The sequence below is a fragment of the Roseovarius faecimaris genome, from assembly GCF_009762325.1.
Lineage (GTDB): Bacteria > Pseudomonadota > Alphaproteobacteria > Rhodobacterales > Rhodobacteraceae > Roseovarius > Roseovarius faecimaris.
Window position 1 is genome coordinate 2,506,035 of sequence record NZ_CP034348.1, and the last position, 13,404, is coordinate 2,519,438.

The following is a 13,404-nucleotide window of genomic DNA, read 5'->3' on the forward strand; positions in this document are numbered from 1 at the left end:
GTCTCAGACCGCCGCCACCTTGTCCGCGCCCTTCAGACCCAGCATGGCGCGTGCCTCGCCAGGGGTCGCAACCGAGTGCCCCATCCCTTCGATGATATCGCGAATTTGCATGACCTGCTCGGCGTTGGAGTGGGCCATCACCCCGCGCGAGATCATCAGGTTGTCCTCAAGTCCGACACGGACATGACCGCCCAGCTCTGCCGCGCGCGCGGCCATGGGGATCTGCTGACGCCCGGCAGCCAGCACCGAGAACATGTAATCCTCACCGAACAACTTGTCCGCCAGCGTGATGAGGTGATCCAGCGTGTCCGCGTCGGGGCCCATGCCACCGAGTACGCCGAACACGAACTGGATAAAGAAAGGAGCCTGCACCATGTCACGCTCCACGAAATGCTTCAGCATGTAGAGGTGGCTGATGTCATAGCATTCGAACTCGAACTTCGCGCCGCGCTCTTTTCCCATCCGGGTCATGATACCCGCAATGTCGCGCGGGGTATTCTTGAACACCAGATCGTCGGTGCCGCGCAAGAACGGCTCTTCCCAGTCAAAGAGCCAGTCGCGCGGTTTGTCGGCCATGGGATAAAGCGCGAAATTCATGCTGCCCATGTTGAGCGAACACATCTCCGGACAGAACCTCAGCGCCGCCTTCAGCCGGTCATCAAGGCTCATGACGGCACTGCCACCGGTGGAGAGATTGATCACCGCGTCGCATTCCGCTGCGATATGCGGCAGGAACTGCGCGAAATGGGCCGGGTCCGCCGAAGGGCGGCCATCGTTCGGGTCGCGCGCATGCAGATGCAGGATCGCGGCCCCTGCTCTGGCTGCATCGACCGACTGTTTCGCAATATCGGATGGCTTCCAGGGCAAGTGGGGCGACATCGACGGCGTGTGGATCGAACCGGTGATCGCGCAGGTGATGATCGTCTTGCTCATCGGGTCCTCACGCCGTCCGGAACAGGTCGGACGGAACCTCCGCCATGAATTGCGACAGGGACTGATCGAGCAAACCGATCAACTCGTCCAATTGCGGCTCGTTCACAATCATCGGCGGGCAGACGAGGAAGTGATCCCCCGACAGCCCCCCGCGCGTACGCCGCGAATAGATGATCAAGCCGTTCTGATAGGCGATCTCGACCAGCCGGTCGAAGGCATTGAACTCAACCGGCAACGGGGTCTTGCTGCGCCGGTCCGCCATCAACTCAAACGCCAGCAAAAGCCCCTCGCCACGGACATCGCCGATCATCGGATATTTCTGCATCAGATCGCTCAGCCGCGATTTCAAATGCGCACCCATGCGGCATGTGTTGGCCATCAGGCCGTTCTCCTCGATCTCGTCGATCACAGCGAGCCCGGCCGCGCAGGCCAGCGGATTGCCCGCATAGGTATGGCCATGGATGAATCCGCCCGCGTCCAGAACCGCCTCCACCATGTCATCGCGGGCGATCACTGCACCCAAGGGGACATAGCCGCCGCCGAAGCCTTTGGAGAGGCAGATCAGATCGGGGGCTACGTCCCAATGCTCGGCCGCGAAAAAGCGCCCGGTGCGACCGCCCCCCGTCATCACTTCGTCATGAATGAGCAGGACGCCGTAATGGTCGCAAATCTGGCGGATGCGCTGCATGTAACCTGCGGGCGAGACCAGCGCACCTGTGGATGCACCGCCGATCGGCTCGACGATGAAGGCCAGCACGGTCTGCGGCCCCTCTTCCAGGATCTTGTCCTCGAGCATCTGCGCGTAATGCGCTCCTGTGGCGGGGTCGTCGGGATCCAGCCCGTCGAGATAGGCCCGCGGCGCCGGAATCTTGGGCATTGCCCGCATCATCGGATCAAAAGGGGCGGTCATCGGAGCATAGCCGGTGACGGACAGCGCCCCGAGGGTCGCCCCATGATAGGAGGGCATCCGCGATATGACCTTGTAGCGCTGCGCCTGGCCTCGTGTCAGCGCGTATTGCCGCGCCAGTTTCATGGCACTTTCGGTGGCTTCTGACCCGCCAGAGACAAAAAACACCCGGTTCAGCCCCTCGGGCGCCAGCCCCGCGGCCCGCTCGGCCAACGCCTCGGAGGCTTCGGTCTGGAAATGCAGGCGATAGCCGAAGGTCGACTTTTCCATCTGCGTCTTCATCGCGGCCAGAACACGCGGGTTCGAATGTCCGATATTGCTGACCATCGCGCCGGAAGACCCGTCGATATAGCGCTTGCCGGTCACGTCCCACATGTAGATGCCGTCGGCACGGTCCAGTTGCGGCCGTTCCAGCCGGGTCTGATAAAAGAGGCGGCTCATGTCGCGCGCTCCACCGGCAAAGCCGCGCAGGCATCCGTGTTTAGCGCCAGCGCCACGGTCTCGCCCTCGGCAAAGGGTTTGCCCTGGATCATGTTCATGGCTTGCATCCGCGTCTCGCCAACGCGCAGGAAGTAACGCGCCAGTTGCCCCTGATAGTCGACGGCTTCGACCACCGCCTCGACGCCCTCGCCGCCTTGCGGGGCCAATGTCAGCTTTTCTGCGCGCACCATCAGTTTGGCAGTCGGCTCGTCCCCCAGCGTCGCAGCATGAGAGAGCGGCACCGGGGTCGTGCCGAACTCTGCTGTTTCCAGCACCACATGGGTGGCATCGCGTGCCGTGACGCGCGCCTCCAACAAGTTTGACGCGCCCAGAAAGGCGGCCACAAACTCGGAAGCAGGCGTATTATAGACATCTTCGGGGGTGCCGATCTGTTCGATCCTGCCTGCGCTCATCACGATGATCTTGTCGGACATGGCCAGCGCTTCAGACTGATCGTGGGTCACGAAAATCGATGTGACGCCGATCCGGTCTTGAATGGTTTTCAACTCCACCCGCATCTCTTCGCGCAGATTGGCGTCGAGCGCCGATAGCGGTTCATCCAGGAGCAGAACGTCGGGTTCGATGACAATGGCCCGGGCCAATGCGATGCGTTGCTGCTGACCACCGGAAAGCTGCGTTGGATAACGGTCTTCGACGCCAGGCAGGCGCACAATGTCGAGCGCATCAGACACTTTCCTGGCGATATCGGACTTGGGCACATCGCGGTATTTCAGGCCAAAGGCGATATTCTCGGCAATGGTGCGATGCGGGAACAACGCGTAATTCTGAAACACCAGCCCTAGATTGCGCTTGTGAATAGGCACATCGTTGATGCGTGTGTCTCCGATCAGGATGTCGCCGCTGCTCGGCGCCTCAAGGCCGGAGATCATGCGTAGGATCGTCGTCTTGCCACAGCCAGAGGGGCCAAGCAACGTGGTGAAAGACCCTTCCTCAAATACCACATCCGCGCCTTGCACGGCGACAACCGATCCAAAGCTCTTGCGTACTGTTTTTAATTCAACCCGCGCCATTTGTGTCGTCAGTTTCCTTTGGGGTGTATGCGGGCCGCCCATCGGCGGCCCGCTTCAGAGACTGTGGGTTCAACCGCCCTTCTGGACACGGTTCCACTGTTTGCCCTGCTCTTTCTCATGCGGATTCCACGCGGCAGGGTCGCGGAAGACCAGCCCTTCGAGCTTGCCGGTCGGATCGAAGGCCGGCAGGTTCTTGACCTCTTCTGGCATGTCCACTTTCGTCGGGTCGAGCGACGGCGGATATTTTTGCCCGACGGCCACGGCGATGGCGGTCTCGGGTGCCAGCATGAAGTTCAGAAGCGCTTCGGCCTCTTCCATGGGCGAGCCTTTCATGACGAACATGGTTTCCATCCAGGCCAGACCGTTGGGCGGGTCCATATAGGCGATCGGATGCCCCTGGGCCTGAAGGGCTGCAACCCGGCCCGACCAGGCCTCGGTCACGTAGATCTCTCCCTTGGCCAGCAAGTCCATCAACTCGGCCCCCGAGGACCAGTATTTGAGCACGAGATCGCGATGTTCGCGCGCCTTGTCCCAGACGGCATCCCAGTCCTGAATGTCGTTCGGATCCTGCCCGGACTGCAGCGCGCCATACCAGGCGCGGTTGGCCCAGTCGCCGCCCCAGCCCCCGATCTTGCCCTTCAGCTCGGGATCGAGCAGCAGGTTGGCGCCCAGCTCCATCGCCTTTTCCTTGCTGACATGCTCGGTGTTGTAGGCGATGCCGGTCGTGCCATAGTCATAGGGCACGGCAGACAGGCCATCGGGCGTGATCTTGCGGAAGGGTTCGATCATCGCCTCCATGACGTTGGACATGTTGGGAATGTTGTCGAGGTTCAGCTGCACATCATAGCCGTTGTCGACCCACCGTTTGTACCAAGTGATCCCGGAGCTGTGCAGAATGTTGTGGCCATCGGTGCTGCCTGCGGCCTTCACCTTCGTCAGCACCTCGTTTTCACCACCGAAGGTCGCATCGATCACCTTGTTGCCGGTTGCGGCTTCGTAGGGATCAAAGGCGTTCTTGCGAAGGGCCTCTGACACGACACCCCCCCACCCCTCGAAATGCAGTTCGGTGCCGGCGGCACGGGCCTGCCTGGCCATCGCTGTCATGATCCCGCCGGAAAGGCCCGCGGTGATCCCGGCGGACCCCAGAAGGCCAAAAAACGTCCGGCGGTCCACATCGCCATTGCCCACCGCCTCGCGCAGGCGCTCATAGCGGGTCACACTGTCGTATTTCTTGGTCATATATCGTCTCCCATGTTTCTGTTGGTTCAGATTTTGCGGCGTGAAAAATACCGGGCCAGCCCGCCCGCCAGAAGCGGAAGGCCCACCGTGATGCAGATCATCACGAAACCCAGAGCGTTGATTTCCGGGCTGACGGAATTGCGCAGCATTCCGAAAATTTGTGTTGGCACCGTCTCCATCCCCGATGGCCGCCAGAAGATCGTGGCGGTGATGTTGTCAAAAGAGATGGTGAAGGCAAAAAGCGCGCCGGCGAAAACGGCGGGCATCAAAAGCGGCAGGGTGATCTGGAAGAAGGTTTGCACCGGGTTCGCCCCCAGCGAGCGCGCCGCTTCCTCGTAATCCTTGCGGATGCCGATCAGGCGCGCCTGCACAACCAGCACCACGAAAGGCAGAGCGATGATCGAATGCCCGATCAGCAACAGCATGAAACTGCGCGGCATATGCAGCCAGCGCAGGAAGATCAGCAAGCCCACCGCCAGCACGGTTTCCGGCACCAGAACAGGCGAAATCAGGAAGGTCGTGATCCATTGTTTGCCCGGAAACCGGTACCGCACCAGCGCCATGCTGGCGAGCACGCCGAGCGTGGTGGCGATGAGCGCGGTCAGCGCACCAAGCAACAGCGATGTGCGCAGGGCCCGCACGATGGCCTCGTTTTCAGCCAGTTCATAAAACCAGCGCAAGCTGAAGCCTTCGATCGGGAAACCGCCGAATTGCGAGGAATTGAAGGCCAGGATCAACACCACCACGATCGGCGCAAACATGAAGCCGTAAACCAGCAAGGTGTAAAACTTCAGCAAGGTCCAGACGCGGGGTTTCATCATGACGGCCTACCCAAACGCCTTGGCCAGTTGGTTCATCCCCATCAGGCGGCTGTAGAGGATGACAACGCTGCCCAGAAGGAACAGAAGGGTGAAGGAAAGGGTTGCGCCCATCGGCCAGTTCAGCTCGGTCACGACAGCGTCATAGACCAGGTTGCCAAAGAGGAAATCGCTCGGTCCGCCAAGGATCAGCGGCGTGACATAGCTGCCCCCGGTCAGAACGAAAACCAGCAGCGATCCCGCCGCAAGCCCCGGCAGCGAAAGCGGCAGCGTCACCTCTCGAAAGGCCTGCCAGGGGGTTGCCCCCAGCGTTCGCGCTGCCGGTTCGAGGTTCTCGTCTATACCTTCGAGGCTCACATAGACGTTCAGGATCATGTAAGGCAGGAAGACGTGGATAAAGCCCACAATAACGGTGAATTCGGTATACATGATCTGGATCGGCAGATCCCCCAGCCCCAGCAGGTTCATCAACCCGTTCAGCGCGCCCTGATTGCCGAAGATGTGGATCCAGCTCAGCGTGCGGATGATGAAGCTGATCCAGAAGGGCAGGATCAGCAGCAAAAGCAGCAGCCATTTGTGCCGGTACTTGGTCATCGCGATCACATATGCGGGAATATAGCCCAGCACCGCCGCCAGAACGGTGACGATCACCGAAAGGCGCAGCGTTTTCCAGATCGCGGTATGGTAGTAGCTATCGGTAAAGAGCTCCTGCCAGTTGCCGAACTGAAATGCAGGGACGTCCACCGCCAGATCGATATTCTCATAAAACGAATAGACCAGAATGAAGGCCATGGGGATGACCACAAGCGCGGTGATGAACACAAGCGCTGGTGACAGCAAGAGCCAGGGACGGCGATCGATGGGTAAGTTTGCGTCGGACAAGGAACTTCCTTCAGGTTACGAAGACTATTGCATGCCGACAGCAAATTGAAGAAATTGATAACCTGAATACAGAAGATTGATCTTGTTAATGTCTGTCGATATCGACACCAAATTCGTTTTCCAGCTCGACTGGAACTTGCTGCGCACCTTCCTTGTGATCGCGGAGGAGCAAAGCATCACCCTTGCCGCGCACAGGCTGCTGCGCGGGCAGCCTTCGGTCAGCCTTGCACTGAAGCGGCTGGAGACCGAGCTGGGATGTCGGCTTGTCGACCGGGGCCATGGCACGTTCCGTCTGACGGCGGCCGGGCGCAGGCTTTACACCGAATGCAGCGAAATGTTCGGAGGTGTCGGGCGGCTGCCTGAAGCCCTGCGCGAGGCGGTGAACGAGATTTCAGGCGAGATCCGCATTTTGCTGGCCAGCCATGTCGTCACCCCGCTTCTGGACAACGAATTGAAGGCGCTCAGCCGCGATCACCCGAAAATCCGCTTCAACATCCGGATCGACACGAGTGTCAGAGTGGTGCAGGCGGTACGGGAGCGCACGGCCAGCTTTGGCATCTGTCTCGTCAATCGCAGGTTCCAGGACGTGGAATATGACCTGCTCTACCGTGAGTTCTTCGGATTTTATTGCGGCCCGTCGCATCCGCTGTTCGGGCGCAAGAACCTGAAGATGTCAGATTTGCACAATTTTCCGGCCGTGTCCTTTGACACGGAGGATATCAACGACGCGCTTCGGCCCGTGGCGTTGCTTCGCAGCAAATGGGGGTTGGACTATGAAATTGTCGGCCGGTCCTCTCAACTGGAGGAGGTGCGGCGTATGATCGAGTGCGGGATGGGGATCGGTTCATTGCCAATCCACGTCATGGAACGCGATGTGGCCAGCGGCCGGTTGTGGCGGCTGCCGCCCTACGAGAGCCCCCCGGCCGTGGACATCTTTCTTGTCACGAACCCCGCCAAGCGCCTCAATCGCGCAGAAGAGTTGATGATCCGTCGGCTCAAACAAGCCATTGAAGAGATCCCCCTGCCCGACCGCACCTATGACAAGCCCAGCTGACATTCGAAAACAGCTTGGCTTGCCGATGAACACCTCTGTTCGAAGATGTGCAAAGGGCTTCTGGCAACACTGTTCAAGACCTGGATTGCGGCTTTGGCCTGCAAGGCCTTGTCCGTTACGCTTCGCAAAAGGCGTTTTTGCATCTCTTCATTGAAAATTTGCAATCGGCGATATGCGCGTTGGATGACCTACGAGATAATCCGCAATCGAACCAACATCGATGGCGATGTTACCTGCAAGCTTTATGTCGTTGCACAAGAGCTTTCCGAGGAACCCTGCGGCGATCAGGTTCACTTTGCAATCCTTCTCGAGGATGCTGTCGCGTAGTCGCACATAGGTTGTGGCCGGGTCATCGTGATGTGATGTGTGTCCGAACTTTTCTTTGTATTTATGCTCCGCCGTAAGACGAACATGTTTAACATCGATGCCGTAATTTTCCTTAAACGACGCTGTCAGGTCGTGACAGGATACCAGGCCAATCTCGCTGACATCTGACAGCAAATCGCCCAGAAGGTTCCAGTAGAAGAGGTCGGTGTGGATATGGGACGAGACAAGGCAAGTTTCGCTAAAACCGAGATGCGGCGACGGTACGCCCGACATCTCTGCGGTCGTGTCATCTTGGACCATCCCTCTGTCAACCTGATCAGAGAGCCATTCGAGGATAGCCCTGAGCCCACGGGCGTTTGGAGTGTTCATGAAAAACAAGCGCCCCATCGAATGCACGCAACGATGGAAGGGTGGAACCCCCAGAAAGTCGGCATTGCAGATCGCATTCTTCAGCAGTTTCTCTGCTTCCAAAGCGTCGGCATCTGAATAGAAACGCTCTCCCCACCAGATGGATTCCGTTTCCCTACGATCAGACAGGAGGAACTCCTTGATATCATCGGGGTATGGCAAGAACCGGCCCTCTCCGTCTCCCAGTCGTATCAAGGATGTAGGCGTCTCCTGTCGGATCCGGTTTTTCAGGATATTCACAACACGCTTTGCGTCCCAGTAACAGGACGCCGAGTGCAGCAAGCTGTCTTGCGCCGCGTCTTCGAGCTTTGCCAGCAGCTCCAGTACAGGTTTCAGATGTGAATGCGCCTCTGACTGGCAATGATCCAGGCCCGTTGCCTTTATGGCCTTGTCAAATTCGCACCGCGTTTGCCACAGCTCTTCCTGCTTAACTTCCGGGTGCAGCTTACTACGCAAAACGACATAGTCCTTTACTCTGCTACACGCCATCTGCACCGCTGTTGAACCGGAAATACCCAAATCGGAAGTCCCCAGAATTGTGAGCATCCGGTCAAGGTCTTCGTTGGCCATGAACAGGCACTGCGTGAGATAACCCTCAAGTTGCTGCGATGCGTTTCTCTCCTTCAGGCGGCGCAAGACGGCGATTACTTCTTGGGTTTTCAGGATGTTGGGAGGGATGTGGCAACATGTATCGAGCCACGCTTCGACCCCATGCGTCTGGGTGACCAGATCCCGTTCCCGCTTCACGCCTTCCAAACCTTCAAGCATGAAAGAAGAGCGCACCCCAACTGCGTACAAGTATTTGAAATCGTCGACTCTTCCGCTGCAGAAATGTCTTACCAACCGGCGGGCTTGTGCAAAATCATGTTGTGCGAACAAGTTAAGGGCCTCAGCCGTGACCAGTTCCTTAGGAGTACCCGCAAGTGTTGCCTGAAATTCGAGTTCTGAAAAACTCGTCAGCAGCACCTTATATGCCGGGTGCAGCGTGTCCACTTCAAGAAACGACGCCAACCAGACACTGTTGGCAAGCTCCAACCGACCCTCGCGACATGCCGCAATGATCCTGTCCAGATCATTTCCCAAAACCGCCTTTTTCGATTTGAATATCCACATGAGTGTCCCGCGCTCATCGGGTGATCAGATTCGATGTCTACTGCAAATCGGGGTCGGAGTTCACCCCGTTTTTGCTCAGACCCTCCGGCAACCTATCGGGTTTGGGTCAGTTGGTCCTCAAATGCCCCCGGCGTCAAGTTCCCGACTGATGAATGCGGCCGCAGGTCGTTGCAGCCCACTATCGCTCCATTCATCCTGTCGCGGGTGTCATAGGACGACGGGAACCATGACGTGGTCATGCAAACCTGGCAAAAGCGGCTCTTGAGCGCCGCGACGCAGGCCGTGTGTCTTGTTTTCAATGCCAGAAGAACACCAGCGCGGCCTTGGCCTGATCTGCCTGCCGCGAAAACCGGTTGAACAGCCTGGGGCCAACCTGCAACGGAAGCGCCCCAAACCGTCAAGAAAACCTGTGCCGGGGTGCGCCCCTTACAGCCGTCCCATGCCGATGAACAATTGGCGATCCTGATCCTTGATCGCCCGGCGTCCGTGCATGACGCGGGTATTGTCGATAACGGCAACATCCCCGTCCTGCCAATTGATCTCAACCGTGTATGTCTCGGCGATATCGCGGAGCTCTTCGATTTCGTCAGAAGAAACGGTGCCGCCCTCGTCCAATGTGTAGACCGGTGGCTCATAATTATGCGACGGCCCCAGAAGAGCATTCGCAAAGGCCTGCCCGCCAGATACTGAGGACGCACGCACCGGAGACACCTTGATGCGGTATTCGAGCGATCCGTCATCATTCAGCGTGAAGTCCTGATCCGGGATCGCCGCCTTGAATTGCAAGATATGCTCATGTGTAACCTCTTCGGGTTCACTGATGGCCGGGTGTTCATTTGCAAGATAGCGTTTCCACAAAGCCTCGGGCAAAGTGCGGGTGACCATCATACGTTGGGACCAACGCGCCTTTTGTTCCTCGGAAAAGGCGTCGAACACGCGGCGGCCATCACATATCGTCGTTTGCGACCCCTCAAAAGCTGCCTTGGTGCTGTAAAAGGCAACGATATCGGGGCAGACGGGTGTATTGCCATTCTCGATATGAAGGCCAATCGGCCCAACACCCGCGTCGACTTTCTGGGTGTTTTTCTCGGAATACTCGCGGGCCGGATCGAAGGTGATCGTTTTGCACAGCTTTGACGTGATCTCGCTGAACGCGGGCATGTCCATGTCAAAACCACGCAATAGGGTCCAGCCATCGGACGCGAGGTGATTGTTGATTTGTTCCAGAACTACGGGCGTGACAGTGTCTGTGCCTGCCTCGCTGGCGCGGATAACATTATAGCTCATGGGGGTGTCCTGTAGGGTCTGAGTGTTAGGAAGAGGGCAGCGGCTTGAGAGCCGCGAGCGTCTTGGGGTCGCGTGCCTGCGCGCCGACCGATTTATCGACAAGCGATGGAAACAAACGCTGGATTTTGACAAAGAAACGCTCGGGGCCTTTGGGAAAGCACTCGCGCTTCCCTTTCAGGATGGCGTTCCACGCCTGAGTTGCAACGGTCTCGGCAGAGTCCAGCGTCATATCCATCGGCTCGACCAAAGCGGCGAAACTGCTTTCGGCGGCAGTGCGGGTCGCTCGTGGGGCGACATATGTCACGCCAATGCCCGCGCCCGACAATTCGCGCCGCAGTGCATCCGAGAACCCGCGCAACCCGAATTTGGTGGCGGAGTATCCGGCGAAGAACGGATAACCGATATCGCCAAACACCGAGCCGATATTGACGATGCGGCCGTGCGAGCGACGCAGCGCCGGTAGCAGGTCGCGCGTCAGCGCCATCGGGGCAAGCAGATTGGTCGTCGTCATCCGCTCAAGATCGGTGTCGGACATATCACCGATATGTCCCACGCTGAGCACGCCCGCATTGTTGATCAGAATGTCCAGCGCCGGGCCCACCACCTCCGCGATTGCCGCGCGCCCCTCGGGCGTGGTGACGTCCGCCGCAATACAGCGCATATCGGCGCCGCCACAATCCGAACGGGTCTGCTCAAGCGTGGCCAGTGTGCGGCCGGCAAGGATCAGGGTGAAACCGTTTGATGCAGCCTCCTTCGCCAAGGCCCGGCCGATGCCGCTACCGGCGCCGGTGATAAGAACTGTTTTGGTGTGTGTCATGACGCGATCCTTTGTGCGGCTGTCGCCAGCGCGACGGCGGGGCGGGTATTGATAAGCTCCGAAACAACGGTGCGGTTGGGGGTTCCGGCCGGGTAGAGCAACCCTGGCTCTGACGGGTCGGCAAGGATGACAGCCTCGGGCCGGGCATAGAGCGGCAGATCGGTGAGATGGCTTTCAATCCGCGCCATATCAACAGGAGCAGCAGCCACAACGATCAGCACCAAGGCGCCGTCCGACTGGCGCAGCCCAAGCGCGGATCCTGCGACGCGCGGGTCCGCATTGACGCGTTGTTCAACCCATTCGGGCGAGATATTGCGCCCCGATCCGGTCACGAGCAGAGCGTCCTTGCGCCCGTCGATGACCAAGCGGCCTTCGTCAAAATGCCCCATGTCACCGGTTCGCCAAACATCCGGGGCTGCCGCGCGGTTGAGGTAGCCCGACATGATCGTGGGGCCCGAAACCACGATTTCGCCAGCGTCCAGTGTGACCTGCACGCCTTCCAGTGGCGCCCCGACTGTTCCGGGATAGTTGTCACCTGGCCTGTTCATTGCGACGACGGCACAACATTCCGACAGCCCGTACCCCTCATGAACGGGGATACCTGCTGCAATGGCTTTGCCGATCAATGACGGCGCGCAAGAAGCGCCCCCGACCGCGACAAAGCGCAGACTGTCCGAGGCGCGGCGATCTTCCAATGCGTCAACCCATCTGCTCAATATCGCTGGGGCCAGCAGACTTGTGGTGGGCCGGACCTCCTCGAAAGCGTTCACCAATGGATCGATCGGGGCACCGAAGAGTGCCTTGGTCGCTTCGAACCGGAACACGGTCTTTGCTCCGGATACAACGGGAAGGAAGATACCGCAGATTTGTTCCAGCAGCTGAGCCAGCGGCAAAACAGACAGATGCGTATCCGATTCATCCGCCTGAACCACATTGCTGAGCGCGGTAATCGAGGCGCTCAACTGGCGGTCGCCAAGAACGACCCCTTTGGGTTTGCCGGACGAGCCCGAGGTATAGATGACCCGCTCAGCGCCGCCGATATAGGGGCGCATGGTGAGCGTGACAGATGGGATCGACGCGGCATCGACCATCTTGAGACGTGGCAGTGCCCTGAACAGTTCCGGATTGTTCGTGATGACCGTTCCGACACCTGCATCCATGAGCACATGAGCATTCTGGGCATTGCTGAAAAAGAATGGCAAAGGAACCTGCCGCTTGGCGCACAGCGACAGCGCAAGATCCGCCACGACATAGTCGATACCGCCAGCCAACCCGATCGCCACGATCGCGCCTGCATCGTCCAGTTCACGGGCCAGGTGCTCGACACGGGAAGCAAGGCATTGCCAGGTGACAGAGCCTGCGTCATCCTCGAAGGCAATGTCGTTAGGGCGCGTGGCGGCGTGGTGGCGCAGTGCATCAAAGACCTGTTTCATTACGATGCCTCTGCCGCAAACGGAACGGCGCGCGCGCGGGGGGACAAGACAACAGGCTGATCCAGCACCTCCCTGAATGAGCACACTCTCGGGTCTGTTTCGTAATAGCTTCCCCAGTCCTGGGGGTTCGCCACCTTGGAAACCTGCGCGCAGGCCAGTTCAGTGAATTCAAGCCCCGTTCTTCGAAGCAGCCGCCGGAGCGGCGCGGTGGCCGTGAACACACCGCAGCTCATACCATTCTCGCGGCCCCATTCGATCATCCGGTCCAGCATCGGCAACACCGGAAACGGTGTCGTGGAAGCAAGCGAGACGACTTCCATGATCTGTTCTGCGGGCACATCAACATTGGCGACGCCCTGCAAGGCTGTTGAAAAATCTGAATTCAGATAGGCATCCGAGAAAAACCCGTCTTTCACGGTCTGGATACCAGCCGCACACAGAATTTCTCCGTCAAGGCGCTGAGCAACAACCAGGAGCGGGGCAAACTCACGAAGCTTGGCACCATAGGTGTTCCAGTAAACATCTCTGATATGGGCTTCTGCTTCTGCGCGGCCCGTGCAGGTACCGCTTAAAAATTCGATCTTCATACCAACCTCAACTTGCTGTGTTCTGGCCCGTTGAGGTTTCATCGCGCATCTGACTTACATCAGACTTACAGAACCGGGAAAAATCATC

General features: G+C 58.8%; 12 protein-coding genes. 1 reads left to right on the plus strand and 11 read right to left on the minus strand.

Annotated features, from left to right (window positions below):
• Nucleotides 1–3 precede the first annotated feature (3 nt).
• From kce to EI983_RS12795, 6 genes are all read right to left on the minus strand, one after another.
• The gene (gene kce, locus EI983_RS12770; protein WP_157707762.1) at nucleotides 4–933 is read right to left on the minus strand and encodes a 3,5-dioxohexanoate:acetyl-CoA acetone transferase; all 930 of its coding nucleotides are present in this window, start codon (nucleotides 931–933) and stop codon (nucleotides 4–6) included.
• Nucleotides 934–940: 7 nt separating this feature from the next.
• Nucleotides 941–2,281 carry an aminotransferase family protein gene (locus EI983_RS12775; protein WP_157707763.1) on the minus strand — a complete coding sequence of 447 codons (1,341 nt, stop codon included), beginning with the start codon at nucleotides 2,279–2,281 and terminating at the stop codon, nucleotides 941–943.
• The gene (locus EI983_RS12780; RefSeq protein WP_157707764.1) at nucleotides 2,278–3,351 is read right to left on the minus strand and encodes an ABC transporter ATP-binding protein; all 1,074 of its coding nucleotides are present in this window, start codon (nucleotides 3,349–3,351) and stop codon (nucleotides 2,278–2,280) included. The genes EI983_RS12775 and EI983_RS12780 overlap by 4 nt, the downstream gene beginning before the upstream one ends.
• Before the next feature lie 69 nt (nucleotides 3,352–3,420).
• Nucleotides 3,421–4,590: an ABC transporter substrate-binding protein gene (locus EI983_RS12785; protein WP_157707765.1), complete on the minus strand. Its 1,170-nt coding sequence runs from the start codon at nucleotides 4,588–4,590 to the stop codon at nucleotides 3,421–3,423.
• A 26-nt stretch (nucleotides 4,591–4,616) separates the two neighbouring features.
• Entirely contained in the window at nucleotides 4,617–5,411 is a 795-nt protein-coding gene (locus EI983_RS12790) for an ABC transporter permease (protein WP_246162169.1), read from the minus strand.
• Nucleotides 5,412–5,417: 6 nt separating this feature from the next.
• Nucleotides 5,418–6,290: an ABC transporter permease gene (locus tag EI983_RS12795; RefSeq protein WP_246162171.1), complete on the minus strand. Its 873-nt coding sequence runs from the start codon at nucleotides 6,288–6,290 to the stop codon at nucleotides 5,418–5,420.
• 88 nt (nucleotides 6,291–6,378) lie between these two features.
• Here EI983_RS12795 and EI983_RS12800 point away from each other — a divergent pair, with 88 nt between their 5' ends.
• Nucleotides 6,379–7,344 carry a LysR family transcriptional regulator gene (locus EI983_RS12800; protein WP_157707766.1) on the plus strand — a complete coding sequence of 322 codons (966 nt, stop codon included), beginning with the start codon at nucleotides 6,379–6,381 and terminating at the stop codon, nucleotides 7,342–7,344.
• A gap of 147 nt (nucleotides 7,345–7,491) precedes the next feature.
• Here EI983_RS12800 and EI983_RS12805 read toward each other — a convergent pair whose 3' ends face one another.
• From EI983_RS12805 to EI983_RS12825, 5 genes are all read right to left on the minus strand, one after another.
• Nucleotides 7,492–9,192: a hypothetical protein gene (locus EI983_RS12805; RefSeq protein ID WP_157707767.1), complete on the minus strand. Its 1,701-nt coding sequence runs from the start codon at nucleotides 9,190–9,192 to the stop codon at nucleotides 7,492–7,494.
• Between the two features lie 426 nt (nucleotides 9,193–9,618).
• Complete coding sequence (locus EI983_RS12810) at nucleotides 9,619–10,479, minus strand: TauD/TfdA family dioxygenase (protein WP_157707768.1); 861 nt, start codon at nucleotides 10,477–10,479, stop codon at nucleotides 9,619–9,621.
• Nucleotides 10,480–10,504: 25 nt separating this feature from the next.
• Nucleotides 10,505–11,296 carry an SDR family NAD(P)-dependent oxidoreductase gene (locus tag EI983_RS12815; protein WP_157707769.1) on the minus strand — a complete coding sequence of 264 codons (792 nt, stop codon included), beginning with the start codon at nucleotides 11,294–11,296 and terminating at the stop codon, nucleotides 10,505–10,507.
• Entirely contained in the window at nucleotides 11,293–12,729 is a 1,437-nt protein-coding gene (locus EI983_RS12820; RefSeq protein ID WP_157707770.1) for an AMP-binding protein, read from the minus strand. Before EI983_RS12820 ends, EI983_RS12815 begins: the two co-directional genes overlap by 4 nt.
• On the minus strand, nucleotides 12,729–13,316 hold the full coding sequence (locus EI983_RS12825) for a thermostable hemolysin (RefSeq protein WP_157707771.1): 588 nt from the start codon (nucleotides 13,314–13,316) through the stop codon (nucleotides 12,729–12,731). The genes EI983_RS12820 and EI983_RS12825 overlap by 1 nt, the downstream gene beginning before the upstream one ends.
• Between the last annotated feature and the right edge of the window lie 88 nt (nucleotides 13,317–13,404).

Bases quoted from the DNA above. Each gene is read 5' to 3' on its own strand.
- EI983_RS12815 (WP_157707769.1), bottom strand. From the start codon at position 11,296: ATGACACACACCAAAACAGTTCTTATCACCGGCGCCGGTAGCGGCATC.
- kce (WP_157707762.1), bottom strand. From the start codon at position 933: ATGAGCAAGACGATCATCACCTGCGCGATCACCGGTTCGATCCACACG.
- EI983_RS12790 (WP_246162169.1), bottom strand. From the start codon at position 5,411: ATGATGAAACCCCGCGTCTGGACCTTGCTGAAGTTTTACACCTTGCTG.
- EI983_RS12785 (WP_157707765.1), bottom strand. From the start codon at position 4,590: ATGACCAAGAAATACGACAGTGTGACCCGCTATGAGCGCCTGCGCGAG.
- EI983_RS12800 (WP_157707766.1), top strand. From the start codon at position 6,379: ATGTCTGTCGATATCGACACCAAATTCGTTTTCCAGCTCGACTGGAAC.
- EI983_RS12825 (WP_157707771.1), bottom strand. From the start codon at position 13,316: ATGAAGATCGAATTTTTAAGCGGTACCTGCACGGGCCGCGCAGAAGCA.
- EI983_RS12780 (WP_157707764.1), bottom strand. From the start codon at position 3,351: ATGGCGCGGGTTGAATTAAAAACAGTACGCAAGAGCTTTGGATCGGTT.
- EI983_RS12805 (WP_157707767.1), bottom strand. From the start codon at position 9,192: ATGTGGATATTCAAATCGAAAAAGGCGGTTTTGGGAAATGATCTGGAC.
- EI983_RS12775 (WP_157707763.1), bottom strand. From the start codon at position 2,281: ATGAGCCGCCTCTTTTATCAGACCCGGCTGGAACGGCCGCAACTGGAC.
- EI983_RS12810 (WP_157707768.1), bottom strand. From the start codon at position 10,479: ATGAGCTATAATGTTATCCGCGCCAGCGAGGCAGGCACAGACACTGTC.
- EI983_RS12820 (WP_157707770.1), bottom strand. From the start codon at position 12,729: ATGAAACAGGTCTTTGATGCACTGCGCCACCACGCCGCCACGCGCCCT.